The following is a 16826-nucleotide window of genomic DNA, read 5'->3' on the forward strand; positions in this document are numbered from 1 at the left end:
GCTTACGTGTCTTCGGTAAAGCGCACCTTGCCAATAAAGGGCAAATTGCGATTGCGCTGTGCGTAGTCAATTCCGTAACCGACAACAAACTCATCCGGGATCTCAAACCCGATCCAGTCCGAGCGGAAATCAACCTCGCGTCGGCTGGGTTTGTCCAGCAGGGCGATGGATTTCAGACGCTTGGGATTGCGGCTGTGCAGCAGGTTGGTGACGTGGTTCAGCGTGTGGCCAGTGTCGACAATATCCTCGACCACCAATACGTCGCGCCCTTCAATTGCGCCGCGCAAGTCTTTGAGAATACGCACTTCCCGGCTGCTCTCCATGGAATCGCCGTAAGACGACGCCTCAAGAAAATCGACCTCGATGGGCAGGTCCAGCTCGCGCACCAGATCGGCGATGAAGACGAAACTGCCCCGCAATAGGCCCACCACGACCAGCTTGTCGGTATTGCCGAATTCCTCGGAAATCTTGCGACAAAGCTCCTCAATCCGCGCCGCGATGGCCTTGGCCGAGATCATCTCATCTATCACATAAGCGCGGTCAGTCATCGCAGCCCCCTTGATCTTTGGCGCGCAACATACGACATGACGCGCCATTGTCACCTTTAAATGCCTGAATGCCATGCCCATCCACTCGGAAACCCGCCACCTGCCATACACCGCCCAGCAGATGTATGATCTGGTCGCGGATGTGGCGAAATACCCGCAGTTTCTGCCCTGGTGCGCAGCGGCCCGTATCCGCAAGACCTATGCGGCAGGCGAGGCCGAGGTGATGGAGGCCGATCTGGTCATCTCATTCAAAGTGTTTCGCGAACGGTTCGGCAGCCGGGTGACGCTGTTCGCGGATCAGAAGAAGATCGACACCGAATATCTGGACGGTCCGTTCAAATACATGAAATCCGACTGGCAGTTCGAAGACGCGCCGGACGGGGGCTGCAACGTGTCGTTCCATGTGGATTTCGAATTCAAGAACGCCATCCTGCAGGGCATCATTGGCGTGGTCTTCAACGAGGCCATGCAGCGCATCGTTCGCGCGTTTGAGGCTCGTGCCGCCGAGCTTTACAGCTAAGGCTTTACCAACGAACGGCGCACGTTAGACTGCACCTCATGTCAGATTTCACATCAGCATTGGCGGCTTTTGCCGCGGGCCCGATCTCGACCACTGCGCAGGCACGGATTGTCACGTCGCTATCTGTTCTGGATTGGGTCGCCGTTGGCCGCGCCGGGGCGGATGAACCAGTATCCAATACCGTTCGGGATATGGTGCTAGAGGAGGGGGGCACCGCCCAGGCGCATATGTTCGGCGGGGCGCGCGCGCCCCTTCGCGCGGCGGCTCTGGTCAATGGTACGGTGTCCCATGCCTTGGATTATGACGACACCCATTTCGCCCATATCGGCCACCCTTCGGTCGCGGTTCTGCCTGCAGCGCTGGCGGTGTCGGAATGGGATGATCGTATTCTTGTGGACTTCCTCGAAGCGGCCCTGATCGGGATGGAGGTCTCGATCCGCATCGGCCTGTGGCTGGGGCGCGGCCACTATCAGGCCGGGTTTCACCAAACGGCAACGGCCGGGGCCTTTGGGGCGGCGGTGGCGGTGGGGCGTCTGTTACAGTTCGACGCCGATCAGATGCGTCAGGTGCTGGGCCTGACGGCGACCCGTTCGGCGGGTCTGAAGGCTCAGTTCGGCACGATGGGCAAGCCTTACAACGCGGGTTTGGCAGCCTCGAATGGGGTTGAGGCGGCGCTGCTGGTCAAGCGCGGATTTGAACCCAACGCGGACGCGCTGGAAGGGCCCTATGGCTTTGGCGCGACGCATCAGGGGGCTGCGGATGCTGCGGCCGCTCTGGATGGGTTGGGCGACGAATGGCTCTTCGAATCCGTCAGCCACAAGTTCCACGCCTGCTGCCATGGGTTGCACGCGGCGCTAGAGGCGGCGCTTTCTTTGGATATCGCCGAACCCGAAGTGGCCGAGATCAAGGTAATAACCCACCCGCGCTGGATGAGCGTGTGTAACCAGATATCTCCGACCACCGGATTGGGCGCGAAATTCTCGTATCGCACGGTGATTGCAATGCAGGCGTTGGGATATGACACCGCGTTACCGGGCAGCTACTCTGAGAAGGTCTGTGCCGACCCGCGCATCCGGTCGCTGCAAGATCGTATCACTGTCGAAGCGGATGACTCCCTTTCCGAAACTGAGGCTCGCCTGACCTTGCTGCGGCGCGACGGGGCGCGGCGCGAGGCAACCTATGACCTCATGACCCCAATGTCTCTGTCCGACCGGGAAGACCGGGTACGTGCCAAAGCCTCGAAACTGATCGGAGGGATTGAGGCGGACGCGATCTGGTCGATGCTGCGCACCGGTGGTCGCGCCCGCGATCTGGCTGCAAAACTGGCGGGTTAGTCCACGCGCCAGTGCAGGGGAAAACCGGGGTCGAACACGGTTACCGGGCCATCTCCGGTTTCGATCTTGTCGGGGTATTCGACCGGTTCGCCTTTGGTCAGCGTGATCGAACCTTCGTTCACAGGCAGGCCATAGAAGGCAGGCCCGTTCAGGGAAACGAACCCTTCCAGCTTGTCCAACGCCCCTTCGCGGTCGAACATCTCGGCCACCAGCGACATGGTGTTGGTCGCCGTGAAGCACCCCGCGCACCCACAGGCCATTTCCTTGTTGTCATCGGTATGAGGCGCGCTGTCGGTGCCCAGGAAATAGCGTGGATCACCCGAGGTCGCGGCTTTCAGCAGCTCTAACCGATGCTCCTCGCGCTTGGCGACGGGCAGGCAGTAGTAATGCGGTTTGATCCCGCCAACCAGAATGTGGTTGCGGTTGATGATCAGGTGATGCGCCGTGATTGTTGCGCCCAGATCGGTGTCGTTGGCTTTGACGTACTGAACACCGTCACGGGTCGTAATATGCTCCATCACCACCCGCAGGCCCGGCGTGGACTTGCGGATCGGGTCCAGAACGCGGTCGATGAACACCGCCTCGCGGTCGAAAATGTCGATCTCGGCATCTGTCACTTCACCATGCACACACAGGGGCAGGCCAATCTCGGCCATGCGTTCCAGCACAGGGCGCACATTGTCGAAATTCCGCACGCCGGAATGCGAATTCGTCGTGGCCCCCGCCGGATACAACTTGACCGCCTTGACCAGCCCGCTTGCATGGGCAGCGGCCAGATCGTCCGGGTCCGTATCCTCGGTCAGGTACAGGGTCATCAGTGGTTCAAAGGATATCCCCTCGGGCAGCGCGGCCATGATGCGCTCGCGATAGGCGGCGGCATGGGCACCGGTCACCACCGGGGGCACCAGATTGGGCATGATGATCGCACGGCCAAAATGGCGTGCGGTTTCGGGCAGAACGGCCTGCAGCATCGCGCCATCGCGCAGATGCAGGTGCCAGTCGTCGGGGCGGCGGATCGTGATGCTATCGGTCATGACGCACCCGCTAGCACAGACCCCGCCGCCGGAAAAGACCTTGTCAGCGCGCAGGATCGCCGTACCTCTTCCCCCACCGCAGGCTTGACGAAGACCCCGGCCCATGACCTGTTAGGCCGCAAGGAGAACATGCATGACCCAACCAAGTTCCATTGATGCCGTTCAGCAAACACTGGGCGCGCAAGGTTACGTGTGCGGCCGGGCATTGGCGACGGTGGTTTTTCTGGCGCTCAAGCTGGGCCGCCCGCTGTTTCTGGAAGGTGAGGCAGGCGTTGGAAAGACCGAAATCGCAAAGGCACTGGCCGCGGGTTTGGGGCGCCGCCTGATCCGCCTGCAGTGTTATGAAGGGCTGGATGCCTCCTCAGCCGTCTATGAATGGAACTTCCCGGCGCAAATGGTTGCCATCCGCACGGCTGAGGCCGCTGGCGGTGCGGACCGAACAGCCCTGCAAACCGAGCTGTTCTCGGACGATTACCTGATCGAACGCCCTTTGCTGCAAGCCATGCGACCTGATGAGCACGGCGCGCCGGTGCTGCTCATTGACGAACTCGACCGCACCGATGAACCTTTTGAGGCGTTCCTGCTGGAAGCGCTCAGCGATTTTCAGGTCACAATCCCGGAACTCGGCACCGTCCATGCGCCCGAGCCACCCATCGTCATCGTCACCTCGAACCGCACGCGCGAGGTGCATGACGCCCTCAAACGCCGCTGCCTCTACCACTGGGTCGACTACCCCGATTTCAACCGCGAAATCGAAATCCTGCACGCCCGCGCCCCCGAAGCCGCCGAGACACTCAGCCGCGAGGTTGTCGCCTTTGTTCAACGCCTGCGCACAGAAGACCTGTTCAAAAAGCCCGGCGTGGCCGAAACCATCGACTGGGCCAAATGCCTGCTGGCGCTGGACGTTATCAACCTCAGCCCCGAGGTCATCGGCGACACGCTCGGCGCGATCCTGAAATACCAGGACGACATCCAGAAACTGCAAGGCTCTGAAGCCAAACGCATTCTGGATGAGGCAAAAGCCGACCTCGAACCCGCCTGATGCTTCTTCTGTTCAAAAATACCTCGGGGGTATGGGGGCAGAGCCCCCATGAAAGGTAATGGCCGAACACCTTACGCTCGACACCCCCGCAGATCCGAAACTGGCGCAAAACATCACCCATTTCGCCCGCGCGCTGCGCAAGGCGGGACTGCCCATCGGGACAGGTCGGGTGGTGGATGCCATACGCGCCGTGCAGGCGGCGGGTTTCACGCAAAGGCAGGATTTCTACTGGACCCTGCACGCCTGTTTCGTGAACCGACCTGAACATCGCACCGTCTTTGCACAGGTTTTCCGCCTCTACTGGCGCGACCCGCGTTATCTGGAACACATGATGTCCATGATGCTGCCCGCCATTCGGGGCGTGCAGGAAGAACGTAAAGCAGACGCTGCCGAAAAGCGCGCAGCCGAGGCGCTGCTGGACGGGGTTGAACGTGATCTGCCCGAGCCTGCGGAAGATGAAGGCGAGACCGAGCTCGACATTGACGCCTCGCAAACCGCGTCTTCCGAAGAACGCCTGCGCAGTCTGGATTTTGAGCAGATGAGCACGGATGAAATCGCACAGGCCAAACGCCTTCTGGCGCGTCTTACCTTGCCGGTTCATTCGATTGCCAGCAGGCGGGCGCAGGCCAACCCTCTGGGCCACCGCATCGACCGCGCCAAAACCCTGCGCGCAGCCATGCGTCAGGGTGGTGAGATACGGGACATTGCGCTGCAAAAACCTAGGCCACGCTGGCCCAATCTTGTGGTTCTTTGCGACATCTCGGGTTCAATGAGCCAATACAGCCGCCTGATCCTGCATTTCCTGCACACCGTCTCGAACGCCAAGGGCGCCGGATGGGCCAAGGTCCACGCTTTCACCTTCGGCACACGACTGACCAATATTACTCGCCATCTGCATCAACGCGATGTGGATGCCGCTTTGGCCGCTGCTGGGGCCGAGGCGCAGGATTGGGAGGGCGGCACACGGATCGGGGACTGTCTGCACGCGTTCAATCGTGACTGGTCGCGGCGCGTGATGGGGCAGGGTGCCGTTGTTCTGCTGATCTCGGACGGGCTGGATCGTGGCGACCCGGACGCCTTGGCGAAGGAAACCGAACGTCTGCACCTGTCGGCGCGCCGTCTGATCTGGCTCAATCCGTTGCTGCGATGGGATGGGTTCGCGCCCAAGGCGCAGGGCGTGGCTGCCATGCTGCCGCATGTGGACAGCTTCCGCGCCGGTCACTCGATTGCATCGCTCGAAGATCTGGCGACCGTCATTTCGGAACCACAGGATGTGGGAGAGAAAGCGCGGCTGATCTCCGCGCTTTCCGGCTAAGCGTCAGCCCAGCTGTTTTTCATTGCACTCGCGCGCCATTTCGATGGCTTTGTAAGTGCCGGTCAAATCGACGGTGAATCCAAAGGATTTTTCCGGGAACACGATCATGACCTTCTGTTTGGCCAGATCTTCCGCGAATTGCGGATCGTCCGACAGCACGTAGCCGCCTGAATACCCCTTGGTGATGTTTCCCTTCATCCCTGTGGCCTCACCCAGATACAGGTTGTCGCCCAGAATGATTGCCACCTCTTCCTTCTCACCGCGTTTGATGTCCGTTTCGGCCTTGGTGAAAACGCCGACATAGCCCACGCCGCGATCCTCTGTCAGGCCCATCTGAACCACGTTCTCCGAGTCATCAATCGCCTCGATCAGGCAGGATTTCTTTTCATTGTCGATGAAAACCTTCCAGCCTTCGACCTCGCCATAGCGTTCAAATGTATCAGCCCAGGCTGCGGTTGACGCCAACAGCCCAATGGCTGCGCCGAGTGTAAGAATGCGTTTCAACTCTCTGTCTCCGTTTTGAAAATGGGGGCACATCCGGGATAGGCCCCGAAGGTAGCTGCAGGCTAAAAGCACGGGCGCAGACAATCAATGCTTTGCTTATGTGAATACGAAGGAACCTTTGCCCCCAAGCGACCTCGTCCTTGAGCGGGGACCGCCCCCACATGCTTTTCTTCCCGCTTTTCCTGACTATGTTGAGTCCGATGACCTCAGGAGGCTTCGATGGAGCGATTCGACAACAGCCCGGAAACCGCTTTGGACTGGCACCGCAAAGGGCGCGGTGCGGCCCTGGCGACGGTGGTCGAGACCTGGGGCAGTGCACCGCGCCGGGTGGGCGCTCAGTTGGTGATTGGCGGTGATGGGCGGATCGAAGGGTCCGTGTCCGGCGGGTGCGTCGAAGGCGCGGTGATCGTCGAGGCGCTGGAAGCCATTGATGAGGGCGAGGCGCGATTGCTGGAGTTTGGCGTCAGCGACGAAGACGCCTTTGCCGTGGGTCTGGCTTGTGGCGGCACCATCCGGGTTCTGGTTGAGCCGGTTGGCCGCGTCCTGCCTGAATCGATGCTGGCCGAACTGGTCGCCGCGCGGGCGGCGCGCGAGCCGCTGGCTTATGAGGTCAATATTAACAGCGGCCACCGCGCCCTGAGGCGCAACAAATACCCCGACCGACTGCGCATGGACCGGTCAGGGTTTGAAGAGGATGGAGAGACCTTTGTCGCCGTCCATAACCCGCCGTTGCGCCTGATCGTCGTCGGTGCGGTTCACATCGCGCAGGCTCTGGTGCCAATGGCGCGGATTGCGGGATATGACCCGGCCATCGTGGACCCGCGCGATGCCTTCGCGTCGGATGCGCGTTTTCCCGGTGAAAAGATTCTCACCGATTGGCCGGACGAAGCCGTTTTGAAACTGGGACTGGACACGCGCACAGCGGTTGTTCTGCTGACCCATGACCCCAAGCTGGACGACCCCGCGCTGCAAGCCGCGTTGGAGGCGGACGTGTTCTACATCGGCGCGCTGGGGTCAAAGCGAACCCATGCCAAACGGGTCGAGCGTATGGTTGCTGCCGGGTTTACCGATGCGCAGATCGGCAGAATACACGGGCCAATTGGTCTGGACATCGGGGCCGCTGATCCTTCGGAAATTGCCGTTGCGATCCTGGCTCAGATGACGGCTGTTCTGCGAGGCAAAGCATGAAGTTTGGCCCGGTGCCCGTAGCCGATGCAAGCGGGGCGATTCTGGCGCATTCGGTCATGGCCGCGGACGGTAAGCTGCGCAAGGGCCTGAGACTGACCGAAGATCACATCGCACAACTGACACAGGCCGGTTTGACCGAAATTGTCGTGGCCCGTCTGGAACCCGGCGACTGTCACGAGGACGAGGCGGCTACGCTGTTGGCCAAGGCTTTGGTACCTGACCCGTCGGCGGCGAACCTGCGCGTGACCGAAGCATTTACGGGGCGCGTCAACTTGCTGGCCAACGGGCCGGGCGTCGTGGGGCTGGACGTGGCCGCGCTGGAGCAGTTCAATCAGGTCAACCCAATGATCACCGTCGCCACTGTTCCGCAGCATCAGCAGATGAGCGATGGCGGAATGGTCGCGACGATCAAGGTGATTTCCTACGCCGTGCCCGAAGTAGACGTTCAGCGCGCAGCAAGCCTTGCGCAAAGCGCAATTCAACTGATTGCGCCGGTTCACAAGACCGCTGGTCTGATCGTGACGGATATTCCCGGCGGACCACCGAACGAAAAAGGCATCGCGGCCATGCGGGGGCGGGTCGAACTGTTGGGGATGGAGTTGTGCGACGTGCAGATCGTCGCGCATGACACCGATCCCCTTGCGAAGGCCATTGCCGGAACGCAGGGCGACGTTCTGATGATCCTGACCGCCTCGGCCACCTCGGATGTGGATGATGTGGCACCTTCGGCTGTGCGGGCAGCGGGTGGGGCGGTGGATCGGTTCGGTATGCCGGTCGATCCCGGCAACCTGCTGTTTCTGGGCGCGATGGGGGATCGGCCCGTTATCGGCCTGCCGGGTTGCGCACGCTCGCCTGCTTTGAACGGCGCGGATTGGGTTCTGTCCCGCGTTGCCTGCGGTGTCGAGACCACAGGCGCGGATATTGCGGCCATGGGTGTGGGCGGATTGCTCAAGGAAATCCCGACACGACCTCAGCCGCGCGCCCAGCGCAGGCCGTGACGCTACGGCATTTTGACCTCTATCCCCGCCACTTTAGGTTATGAGTGTTAAGCGACGCTTGGGGCGTTGAACGCGACAAGATTTTTGTTCTCAAACGAAAATTCCCGTGTTTAACTCGGTCGCAAGGGAGAAAATCAAAACTGGGAGGAACTCATGACACAGGTCTCAATGACCGTGAACGGTAAATCCGTTAGCGGTGACGTCGAAGGCCGGACCCTGCTGTCCAGCTTTCTGCGCGACCACCTGTCGCTGACGGGCACACATGTAGGCTGCGATACGGCCCAATGCGGCGCCTGTGTGGTGCATGTGAATGGTGAGGCGGTCAAATCCTGCAACATGCTGGCGCTTGAGGCTGATGGGGCCGACGTGGGTACCATCGAAGGTCAGGCCAATCCGGACGGGTCGCTGAATGTCATGCAGCAGGCATTTCAGGATCACCACGGGCTGCAATGCGGGTTCTGCACACCGGGCATGGTGATGAGTGCCGCGGCCCTGCTGAAAGACAATCCGCGCCCGACCGAGGCCGAGATCCGCAAGTATCTGGAAGGCAACCTGTGCCGCTGCACCGGATACCACAACATCGTCAAGGCGATCATGGCCGCTTCGGGTCAGGACGCCAGCAGCATCGCTGCCGAATGATGCCACTGCGGGCGTAAGGGAGACGCCCGTGGGATGACAGAGGATGCTTCCGCATCCGTTTATGGGAGGAGAACAAGCAATGCCCAAAGACAGTGGCATCGGAGCCAGTTCCAAGCGCCGCGAGGACGTGCGCTTTTTGACCGGAGCAGGCAATTACACCGACGACATCAACGTACATGGCCAGGCCTATGTGCATTTCCTGCGTTCCGACATCGCGCATGGGCGGATCAAATCCGTCGATACTTCGGCGGTCGAGGGGATGCCGGGTGTGGTCAAGGTTTTCACCGGCAAGGACTTCGAAGGCGTGGGCGGGATGCCCTGCGGCTGGGAAGTGACCGACAAGCACGGCGCGCCCATGCAGGAACCTCCGCACCCCATTCTGGCACAAGGCAAGGTGCGCCATGTGGGTGATCCGATTGCCGCCGTTGTGGCCGATAGTCTGGAACAGGCCCGCGACGCCGCCGAGGCGATTGAGGTCGATATCGAAGAACTGCCCGCCGTGATCGACATGAAGGCCGCCGCACAGGATGGCGCGACGTTGGTCCATGACGATCTCAAAAACAACATCTGCTATGACTGGCAACTGGGTGAGGCCGACGATGCCAAGGTCAATGAGGTGTTTGCCAACGCGGCGCATGTGACCACTCTGGATCTGGTGAACAACCGATTGGTTGCTAACCCGATGGAGCCGCGCGTCGCTGTCGCCGAATACGCTCGGGCGACCGAGGAATATACGCTTTATACCACCTCGCAGAACCCGCATGTGATCCGCCTGCTGATGTGCGCCTTTGTTCTGGGCCTGCCTGAACACAAGGTCCGCGTGGTCGCGCCGGATGTGGGCGGTGGTTTCGGCACCAAGATCTTCCACTATGCGGAAGAGGCATTCGTGACCTTTGCCGCCAAAGCTTGCGGCCGTCCGGTCAAATGGTCGTCCAGCCGGTCCGAGGCGTTCATGTCGGATGCTCATGGTCGCGATCATGTCAGTACCATCGAGCTGGCGCTGGATGCCGACAATAACTTCATCGGTTTGCGCACGAATACCTTTGCGAATCTGGGGGCATATCTGTCGACCTTCTCAAGTTCCGTGCCCACATGGCTGCACGGCACGTTGATGGCGGGCAACTACAAGACGCCGGTCATTCAGGTGAACGTGAAGGCGATGTTCACCAATACGGTTCCGGTGGATGCCTATCGCGGTGCGGGCCGACCCGAGGCGACGTTCCAGTTGGAACGTGTGGTGGACAAGGCCGCGCGTGAGTTGGGCGTCGATCCGATTGCCCTGCGCCGTCAGAACTTCATCACCCAGTTCCCCTATGACACGCCGGTGGCGCTGACCTATGACACCGGCAACTACAACGGGACCATGGACAAGTTGGAGGCCGCCGCCGATCTGGCAGGCTTTGCCGCGCGCCGGTCGGCCAGTGAAGCCAATGGCAAGCTTCGGGGTCTGGGCATCAACTGCTATATCGAAGCCTGCGGGATTGCACCCTCGAACATCGTTGGCATGCTGGGGGCCCGCGCGGGTCTCTATGATGCGGCGACGGTGCGGGTGAATGCCACCGGTTCGATCAGCGTCATGGTCGGCGCACATAGCCACGGGCAGGGGCACGAGACCGCTTTCCCGCAGGTTGTGGCCGACATGATCGGCATCGACGAGTCGATGGTCGAGATTGTGCATGGTGACACCTCGAAGATCCCGTTTGGGATGGGGACCTATGGGTCTCGGTCTCTGGCGGTCTGTGGCTCGGCCATGGTCAAGGCGACCGAGAAGGTGATCGAGAAGGCCAAGAAGATCGCCGCCCATCTGCTGGAAGCGTCTGAGGCTGATATTGAGCTGAAGGACGGTCAGTTCAGCGTGGCAGGCACCGACAAGTCGGTGGCCTGGGGTGATGTGACCCTGACCGCCTACGTGCCGCATAACTATCCGCTGGAGGTGGAGCCCGGGCTGGAAGAGACTGCGTTTTACGATCCGGCCAACTTCACCTTCCCGGCAGGGGCCTATGCGTGTGAGGTTGAGGTCGATCCTGAAACCGGCCAGGTCAGCATCGAAAAGTTCACCGCTGCGGATGACTTCGGCAACATCATCAATCCGATGATTGTGGATGGTCAGGTTCATGGCGGGATCGGGCAGGGGATCGGTCAGGCGTTGCTGGAGAACTGCGCCTATGACGAAAACGGGCAACTGCTGAGCGCGTCTTTCATGGATTACGCTATGCCACGCGCCGATGACGTGCCGTTCTATGGCGTGGATCATTCCAGCCAGACGCCGTGCACGCATAACCCACTGGGGGTGAAAGGCTGTGGTGAGGCTGGGGCGATTGGCTCTCCGCCTGCGGTGGTCAATGCGGTGCTGGATGCGCTGAATTCGGGCGGCAAGGCGGTCGATCACATCGACATGCCCGTGAGCCCGTCGCGCGTTTGGGCCGCGATGAACAGCTGAGAGGTTGGGGTGCGAGGGGCCAGCCCCTCGCGCTCCCCGGGATATTTATAGCCAGATGAAGGGCGGATCAGCGCCTTTCGGAAAGGAAGACGAAATGTACAATTTCGAGTTTGAGAAGCCCTCGACCATCGCTGATGCGGTTGCTGCGTTAGGGTCTGAAGATGCGCAGGCGCTGGGGGGTGGGCAGACGCTGATTCCGACTCTCAAGCAGCGGTTGGCTGCGCCGTCGAAACTGGTGTCGATGAGCGGGATTGCAGAGATGCAGGGGGTGTGCATCGAGGATGACGGCTCGGTCGCTATTGGCGGGGCGACACCACACGCGGTGGTGGCGCGCGAGGCTGCGGGCAACTATCCGGCATTGGCGGCGCTGGCGGGTCAGATCGGTGATCCGGCGGTGCGTAATCGCGGTACCCTTGGCGGGTCCATCGCCAATAATGACCCGGCGGCGTGTTATCCGGCAGGTGTGCTGGGATCGGGCGCGACGGTCGTGACCAATACGCGCCAGATCGGGGCGGATGATTTCTTTGACGGTATGTTCAGCACGGCGCTGGATGAGGGTGAGATCATCACATCGGTCCGGTTCCCGGTGCCGCAGGCGGCGAGTTATCAGAAGTTCCTGCAACCTGCCTCGCGCTTTGCCCTGGTCGGTGTGTTTGTGGCGCGGTTCTCGGATGGTGTCCGTGTTGCCGTAACGGGGGCCAGCGAGGACGGTGTGTTCCGGTGGTCCGAGGCCGAGGCGGCGCTGAACACTGCGTTCCGTCCTGATGCGTTGATGGATCTGAAGGTCAACCCGATGAACATGATTGCCGATCTGCATGGCAGCAAGGAATACCGGGCGCATCTGGTTGGAGTAATGACCAAGCGCGCCGTTGAAGCCTGTATGTGAAGCAGGCAGGTTTTTCTGGAAAGCCCCGGACCGTGCGCCGGGGCTTTTTATGTGCTGCGTATTCTGGGCAGTTTCGGGGCCTGCCAATAGGCGCCGGTATCCTCGCGAGCCTTTTCATAGGCTTCGACCCGGCGCCTGGCGTCCTCGCCACCTGCAGCGAAGAGATGGCTGAGAAGGCATTCCAGCACGGCCATCGCCCCGGAAAAGCTGGAGAAATGGTGCATGGACCGCGTGCTGATCTGTAAGCTGACATCGGGTCGCAATCCCGGCGCGATCACGTCGCTGTCCGAGATCAGGATGAGCCGGACCCCTTTGTCTGCTGCAAAGCGCATGGTGCGGATGGTTTCTGCCGAATAGGGCCGCACCGTTATGGCCAGCAGGCAATCGTTGCTGTCCGCGTCCAGCAGGTCGTCGGTGGCAGAGCCCATATGCCGTGGCACCAGTTGCAGGCCGGGATGGGCCATGCGGCCTGCGTAGTGGAAATAGTAAGCCAGGGCGTAGCTGGCCCGCGTCGCGGTGATGAAACAGCGCTGCGCGTTCAGAATAAGGTTGGTCGCGTCCTTGACGTCGCCGGGGTCCATCAACCGCAGTGATCTTGTAACCACATTCAACTCGTTGCGGGCGAAATCGGCCTGGGCTGCGCTGAACGGCCCGTCTGCCCCTTGGCGTGACAGCCAGTCCTGATGCAGGCGGTCCTCTCCGTCCGTGACCAGAGCTTGCCGGAACGGGCGGCGGAAGGCGTCGTAGCCGTCAAACCCCATACGCTGGGCAAGGCGCACAAGGACGTTTGAACTGACGCCGATATTCTCGGCTGTGACGCGGATCGGGTCGAGGCCAAAGTCGCCGGGATGGTCGATCACGTATTTGGCCGCCGCCTGCAATTGCGCCGGCATGTGGTCGATCTCGTGTCTGAGAGCGTTGGTCAACTGGTTGAGGGTGTCGGTCATGGTGTGAAAGAAAACATATGTTTTTAAATTATCCAATTGAAAACGTCCGGGGCATGGATAGATCGGCTATGTGTTTGACGGAGCAACCGATGACCGACCTGCCAAAGCAACCTTACATCCTTGTCGCACCCAATGGCGCGCGGCGCGGGCATGTGGATCACCCGCACCTGCCAGTTACCCTAGAGGAGACGGTCCAAACCGCGCGGGCATGTCGTGAGGCTGGGGCAGATGGCTTGCATCTTCATATTCGGGATGCGCACGGGCAGCATTCGCTGGATGCAGGGCGGTATCTCGAAGCCGTCGTGGAACTGAAAAAGCAGGTGCCCGATCTGGACATTCAAATCACGACCGAGGCCGCGGGCATTTATGGCGTTGATGCCCAGTATGGGTGTTTGCGACAGGTGCGGCCCGGTTGGGCATCGGTCTCGGTGCGCGAGATCGCGCGGGCGCCAGAGATGGCGGATCGTGTCTATGGGCTGTGTCAAGATCAGGGGACGCGCGTTCAGCATATTCTGTATGATGCTGAGGATGCGGCATTGCTGACCGAATGGCAGCGCGCAGGCATTGTCCGGGACGGGCAGGAGGATCGCCTTTTGGTGCTGGGACGCTATTCGACCGGTCAGGTGTCGTCGCCCGAAGATCTTGATCAGTTCCCGCAGGATCGCTCACCTTGGATGGTGTGCGCCTTTGGGCCGCGTGAACATGCGTGCTTGCATAAGGCCGCGCAGCGCGGCGGTGATCTGCGGGTCGGGTTCGAAAACAGCCTGACGAATTCTGACGGTCAGCCATGGGCTGACAATGCGGCGTCGGTTGCGGCGCTGGTGTCTTTGATCAAGGGAGTTTCGAAATGAGCCACGTTTTTCCGCGCCACACCAAGGCTGCTTTGCCCGTCGCCGCCGGGGGTGAGGGGTGTTACCTGATTGATGCCGATGGCAAACGCTATCTGGATTGTGGCGATGCGGCGGTGTCCTGTCTGGGGCATTCCAATCCTGCCGTTATCGAAGCGGTTCAAAAGCAGGTCGAACAGATCGCTTTTGCACATAGTGGGTTCATGACCTCGGAACCTGCCGAGGCGCTGGCGGATTTGCTGATCGAGCATGCTCCGGGTGATCTGGATCGGGTGTATTTTGTCTCGGGCGGGTCCGAGGCGACCGAGGCCGCGATCAAGCTGGCCCGGCAATACTACCTTGAGATCGGCCAGCCCGAGCGCCGCCACGTGATCGCACGGCGGCAAAGCTATCACGGCAATACGCTGGGGGCTTTGTCGGCGGGCGGCAATGCCTGGCGGCGCACGCAATTTGCGCCGATGCTGATCGAAATGACCCATATCGCGCCCTGTTATGAATATGCCGAGAAGCCCGAGGGTGAGAGCAGTTTTGACTACGGCCAACGTGTCGCCAATGAGTTGGAGGCCGAAATTCTGCGGCTTGGTCCCGAGACGGTCATGGCATTCATGGCCGAGCCGGTTGTCGGGGCGACGCTGGGCGCTGTTCCGGCGGTGGACGGGTATTTCAAGCGTATTCGCGAAATCTGCGATCAGTACGGTGTGCTGTTGATCCTGGATGAAGTCATGTGCGGCATGGGGCGGACCGGGCATCTGTTTGCCTGCGACCGTGACGGGATCGCTCCGGATATTCTGTGTATCGCCAAGGGGTTAGGGGCTGGTTATCAACCGATTGGTGCAATGCTGTGCGCGGGCAGGATCTATGAGGCTATTCAGAACGGCTCTGGCTTCTTTCAGCACGGGCATACCTATATCGGCCATCCGGTGGCCACGGCAGCGGCTTTGGCGGTGGTTAGCGAACTGACCGGGCGTGATCTGCCCACGCGCGCCGGTGTGATGGGTGAGAAACTGCAATCGGCGCTGGAAGCTGCCTTTGGCCAGCACCCGAATGTAGGCGATATTCGCGGGCGCGGTTTGTTTCGGGGGATCGAACTGGTTGCTGATCGGGACAGCAAAACCCCGTTCGATCCAGCGCATGGTGTGGCCGGGAAGATCAAGAAGGCGGCAATGGCCGAGGGGCTGATCTGCTACCCGATGTCAGGAACCCGCGACGGCAAGAACGGCGATCACATCCTGCTGGCACCGCCCTTCATCATCGAAGAGCCGCAGATTGACGAGTTGGTTTCAAAACTGGCGAAAGCCATCGATGCGACGCTTCCGGTCTGAAAAAGGGGTCAGAGGGCCGTGTTCTGCATGGCCTTCTGATAATGCGCGTTGAATGCCATGATCGGATGCTCTGACTGGGACGAGCAGGCATTGTCCACCACCAGCGCACCATGACCGATAGCACCGCTTTCCAATCCGCGCTGCACCGAATCCACAATCGGGCCGTCCTCGGCAAAGGTAGTGGTGCGGTGTTGCAGGATGATCTCGCGCTCGACTGTGTTGGGGGTGGCGTCGGGCAGCCACCAGTCGACCTCAATCTTGGTTGAGTTCACGCTCAGCGGTTTCCAGCGATAGGTGTTCACGATGCCACCGGGATAGACCTGCAGCGCGAACAGGGGAAAGAACCACCAGGTCAGGAATTTGTCCGTGCGCGCAGTGGGGTCCGCCACGTATTCATAGGATTTCTGGGAATCCGGCCGCGCCGGGCTGGCGTGGCGAATGCCATAATCGTGACCGCGCGTCTGGTATTGATCCGGGTCGACAACGCCTGTGGTCAGGGTCTTGTGCACGACGGCGCAGTGGTAGCATTCGTTGAAATTCTCGGCCACGACCTTCCAGTTCGCACTGGCCAAGCGTTCCGTGCGATCGGCGCGCTGGTAGGTGGGCAGGTTGGGGGCATAGTCCGAAATCTCGCCAAGCGCCTCCTGTGCCAGTTCGGCCATCGGGCGTGCATCCGCATCCAGATTGACCAGGATCAGCCCAAAGAAGACCTCAATCCGCACCGGGCGCAGTTTGTACTGGCTTTTGTCGAACCCGGGAAAGGCAGTGGCATTTGGGGCGGCGCGCAGCTGACCGGTCGTGTCATAGGTCCAGGCGTGATAGGGGCAGGTCATCTTTTTGGCGCAGCCCTTGCCATTCAGCAGCTCATGCCCGCGATGCACGCAGACATTGTAGAAAGCGCGGATTTCACAATTCTGACCCCGGATCACAATCACCGAGATGCCGCTGATATCCTCGACAACATAGTCTCCGAGGTTGGGCAGGTCGGTTACATGGCCAACCAGTTGCCACGCGCGTCTGAATATGCGGCTGCGTTCGGTGGCAAACACGGCCTCGTCGCAATAGGCCTGCGACGGAAGCGACTGATAAACGCCGCCGGCAAAAGACATTTCACCCATCGTAGCCTCCCAAGGATCCGTCGCATTCGGATTGAGCCAAACCCCGATCCACATCTTTCCGGATTGCGCCAAGGCGGCGTCGAAATCAGAGCGTCTGAAATCGACCATTTGTCGCTTTCCGGCTTTCAGCATGTGCGGATTAT

16 protein-coding genes are annotated in these 16826 nt (G+C 60.7%); 11 read left to right on the plus strand and 5 right to left on the minus strand.

Features of this window, described 5'->3' with window-relative positions; translation table 11 throughout:
• Window positions 1-2: 2 nt before the first annotated feature.
• Entirely contained in the window at window positions 3-548 is a 546-nt protein-coding gene (gene hpt, locus ACR0KJ_RS03040; protein ID WP_170451130.1) for a hypoxanthine phosphoribosyltransferase, read from the minus strand.
• Window positions 549-621: 73 nt separating this feature from the next.
• Between hpt and ACR0KJ_RS03045 the strand changes: the two genes are divergently transcribed.
• Together ACR0KJ_RS03045 and ACR0KJ_RS03050 are read left to right on the plus strand one after the other, a co-directional pair.
• Window positions 622-1068 carry a type II toxin-antitoxin system RatA family toxin gene (locus ACR0KJ_RS03045; protein WP_170451128.1) on the plus strand — a complete coding sequence of 149 codons (447 nt, stop codon included), beginning with the start codon at window positions 622-624 and terminating at the stop codon, window positions 1066-1068.
• A gap of 38 nt (window positions 1069-1106) precedes the next feature.
• Window positions 1107-2402, plus strand: coding sequence for an MmgE/PrpD family protein (locus ACR0KJ_RS03050; RefSeq protein ID WP_170451126.1), 1296 nt, complete (start codon window positions 1107-1109; stop codon window positions 2400-2402).
• On the opposite strand, the gene pyrC is transcribed toward ACR0KJ_RS03050, so the two are convergent.
• On the minus strand, window positions 2399-3436 hold the full coding sequence (gene pyrC, locus ACR0KJ_RS03055) for a dihydroorotase (protein ID WP_170451124.1): 1038 nt from the start codon (window positions 3434-3436) through the stop codon (window positions 2399-2401). The two genes, ACR0KJ_RS03050 and pyrC, sit on opposite strands and share 4 nt — an antisense overlap.
• A 133-nt stretch (window positions 3437-3569) precedes the next feature.
• On the opposite strand from pyrC, the gene ACR0KJ_RS03060 reads away from it, so the two are divergent.
• Both ACR0KJ_RS03060 and ACR0KJ_RS03065 read left to right on the plus strand, forming a co-directional pair.
• Window positions 3570-4478: an AAA family ATPase gene (locus ACR0KJ_RS03060; RefSeq protein ID WP_170621723.1), complete on the plus strand. Its 909-nt coding sequence runs from the start codon at window positions 3570-3572 to the stop codon at window positions 4476-4478.
• Window positions 4479-4536: 58 nt separating this feature from the next.
• Complete coding sequence (locus tag ACR0KJ_RS03065) at window positions 4537-5793, plus strand: vWA domain-containing protein (protein ID WP_480581409.1); 1257 nt, start codon at window positions 4537-4539, stop codon at window positions 5791-5793.
• A 3-nt stretch (window positions 5794-5796) separates the two neighbouring features.
• On the opposite strand, the gene ACR0KJ_RS03070 is transcribed toward ACR0KJ_RS03065, so the two are convergent.
• Window positions 5797-6297 (minus strand): hypothetical protein, encoded by a 501-nt coding sequence (locus ACR0KJ_RS03070; RefSeq protein WP_480625947.1) that lies wholly within the window; start codon window positions 6295-6297, stop codon window positions 5797-5799.
• Between the two features lie 219 nt (window positions 6298-6516).
• On the opposite strand from ACR0KJ_RS03070, the gene ACR0KJ_RS03075 reads away from it, so the two are divergent.
• From ACR0KJ_RS03075 to ACR0KJ_RS03095, 5 genes are all read left to right on the plus strand, one after another.
• Window positions 6517-7485, plus strand: a complete 969-nt coding sequence (locus ACR0KJ_RS03075) for an XdhC family protein (RefSeq protein WP_480625948.1) — start codon at window positions 6517-6519, stop codon at window positions 7483-7485.
• Window positions 7482-8483 (plus strand): molybdopterin-binding protein, encoded by a 1002-nt coding sequence (locus tag ACR0KJ_RS03080; protein ID WP_480625949.1) that lies wholly within the window; start codon window positions 7482-7484, stop codon window positions 8481-8483. Before ACR0KJ_RS03075 ends, ACR0KJ_RS03080 begins: the two co-directional genes overlap by 4 nt.
• Before the next feature lie 153 nt (window positions 8484-8636).
• Window positions 8637-9122, plus strand: a complete 486-nt coding sequence (locus ACR0KJ_RS03085; RefSeq protein ID WP_480625950.1) for a (2Fe-2S)-binding protein — start codon at window positions 8637-8639, stop codon at window positions 9120-9122.
• Window positions 9123-9201: 79 nt separating this feature from the next.
• Window positions 9202-11562 (plus strand): xanthine dehydrogenase family protein molybdopterin-binding subunit, encoded by a 2361-nt coding sequence (locus ACR0KJ_RS03090; protein WP_480625951.1) that lies wholly within the window; start codon window positions 9202-9204, stop codon window positions 11560-11562.
• Between the two features lie 94 nt (window positions 11563-11656).
• Window positions 11657-12448, plus strand: a complete 792-nt coding sequence (locus ACR0KJ_RS03095; RefSeq protein ID WP_170630139.1) for an FAD binding domain-containing protein — start codon at window positions 11657-11659, stop codon at window positions 12446-12448.
• A 47-nt stretch (window positions 12449-12495) separates the two neighbouring features.
• On the opposite strand, the gene ACR0KJ_RS03100 is transcribed toward ACR0KJ_RS03095, so the two are convergent.
• A complete protein-coding gene (locus ACR0KJ_RS03100; RefSeq protein ID WP_170630138.1) occupies window positions 12496-13395 on the minus strand; it encodes a MurR/RpiR family transcriptional regulator in 900 nt (299 codons plus the stop codon).
• Between the two features lie 89 nt (window positions 13396-13484).
• On the opposite strand from ACR0KJ_RS03100, the gene ACR0KJ_RS03105 reads away from it, so the two are divergent.
• Window positions 13485-14246, plus strand: a complete 762-nt coding sequence (locus tag ACR0KJ_RS03105) for a beta-keto acid cleavage family enzyme (protein ID WP_480625952.1) — start codon at window positions 13485-13487, stop codon at window positions 14244-14246.
• The gene (locus ACR0KJ_RS03110) at window positions 14243-15565 is read left to right on the plus strand and encodes an aspartate aminotransferase family protein (protein WP_480625953.1); all 1323 of its coding nucleotides are present in this window, start codon (window positions 14243-14245) and stop codon (window positions 15563-15565) included. Before ACR0KJ_RS03105 ends, ACR0KJ_RS03110 begins: the two co-directional genes overlap by 4 nt.
• 8 nt (window positions 15566-15573) lie before the next feature.
• Here ACR0KJ_RS03110 and ACR0KJ_RS03115 read toward each other — a convergent pair whose 3' ends face one another.
• A complete protein-coding gene (locus tag ACR0KJ_RS03115) occupies window positions 15574-16791 on the minus strand; it encodes an aromatic ring-hydroxylating oxygenase subunit alpha (RefSeq protein ID WP_480625954.1) in 1218 nt (405 codons plus the stop codon).
• Between the last annotated feature and the right edge of the window lie 35 nt (window positions 16792-16826).

It is taken from the genome of Ruegeria sp. AD6, assembly GCF_056542325.1.

What these genes read in the sequence shown, in the direction of transcription:
- ACR0KJ_RS03065 (WP_480581409.1), top strand. Translation starts at nt 4,537, where the DNA reads ATGGCCGAACACCTTACGCTCGACACCCCCGCAGATCCGAAACTGGCG.
- ACR0KJ_RS03050 (WP_170451126.1), top strand. Translation starts at nt 1,107, where the DNA reads ATGTCAGATTTCACATCAGCATTGGCGGCTTTTGCCGCGGGCCCGATC.
- ACR0KJ_RS03115 (WP_480625954.1), bottom strand. Translation starts at nt 16,791, where the DNA reads ATGGTCGATTTCAGACGCTCTGATTTCGACGCCGCCTTGGCGCAATCC.
- ACR0KJ_RS03105 (WP_480625952.1), top strand. Translation starts at nt 13,485, where the DNA reads ATGACCGACCTGCCAAAGCAACCTTACATCCTTGTCGCACCCAATGGC.
- ACR0KJ_RS03110 (WP_480625953.1), top strand. Translation starts at nt 14,243, where the DNA reads ATGAGCCACGTTTTTCCGCGCCACACCAAGGCTGCTTTGCCCGTCGCC.
- ACR0KJ_RS03090 (WP_480625951.1), top strand. Translation starts at nt 9,202, where the DNA reads ATGCCCAAAGACAGTGGCATCGGAGCCAGTTCCAAGCGCCGCGAGGAC.
- hpt (WP_170451130.1), bottom strand. Translation starts at nt 548, where the DNA reads ATGACTGACCGCGCTTATGTGATAGATGAGATGATCTCGGCCAAGGCC.
- ACR0KJ_RS03045 (WP_170451128.1), top strand. Translation starts at nt 622, where the DNA reads ATGCCCATCCACTCGGAAACCCGCCACCTGCCATACACCGCCCAGCAG.
- ACR0KJ_RS03085 (WP_480625950.1), top strand. Translation starts at nt 8,637, where the DNA reads ATGACACAGGTCTCAATGACCGTGAACGGTAAATCCGTTAGCGGTGAC.
- ACR0KJ_RS03060 (WP_170621723.1), top strand. Translation starts at nt 3,570, where the DNA reads ATGACCCAACCAAGTTCCATTGATGCCGTTCAGCAAACACTGGGCGCG.
- pyrC (WP_170451124.1), bottom strand. Translation starts at nt 3,436, where the DNA reads ATGACCGATAGCATCACGATCCGCCGCCCCGACGACTGGCACCTGCAT.
- ACR0KJ_RS03100 (WP_170630138.1), bottom strand. Translation starts at nt 13,395, where the DNA reads ATGACCGACACCCTCAACCAGTTGACCAACGCTCTCAGACACGAGATC.
- ACR0KJ_RS03080 (WP_480625949.1), top strand. Translation starts at nt 7,482, where the DNA reads ATGAAGTTTGGCCCGGTGCCCGTAGCCGATGCAAGCGGGGCGATTCTG.
- ACR0KJ_RS03095 (WP_170630139.1), top strand. Translation starts at nt 11,657, where the DNA reads ATGTACAATTTCGAGTTTGAGAAGCCCTCGACCATCGCTGATGCGGTT.
- ACR0KJ_RS03075 (WP_480625948.1), top strand. Translation starts at nt 6,517, where the DNA reads ATGGAGCGATTCGACAACAGCCCGGAAACCGCTTTGGACTGGCACCGC.